Source organism: Acetobacter sp. DsW_063 (assembly GCF_002153745.1).
GTDB lineage: Bacteria > Pseudomonadota > Alphaproteobacteria > Acetobacterales > Acetobacteraceae > Acetobacter.
In genome coordinates this window covers 1-261 of record NZ_JOPL01000168.1, presented here as the reverse complement: position 1 = coordinate 261, position 261 = coordinate 1, and the positions used below count along the sequence as shown (strand labels likewise).

Here is a 261-nt window from a genome sequence, read left to right as displayed (position 1 = left end):
GGCTACGCCGCAAGCGCGCGGCCCCCGGCGACGTGTGGCGTCTGGATGAGGTCCGCATTGTTATCTGTGGTCAGGGCCACTGGCTGTGGCGCGCCGTCGATCACGACGGCTACGTTCTCGATGAAATTCTGCAGACGCGACGTAACACGAAAGCGGCGAGACGGTTGTTGACGCGGCTTCTCAGGAAGCAGGGCGCCAGACCAAAGCGCATGGTTACCGACAAACTGAAATCATACGGAGCAGCAAAGCGTCAGGTCATGC

Annotated in this window: 1 protein-coding gene; it reads left to right on the top strand. The window is 60.9% G+C overall.

Features of this window, described 5'->3' with window-relative positions:
• Positions 1 to 261, top strand: a 261-nt coding sequence (locus HK28_RS13590) for a DDE-type integrase/transposase/recombinase (protein WP_143217443.1), incomplete at both ends; no start/stop codon positions are given.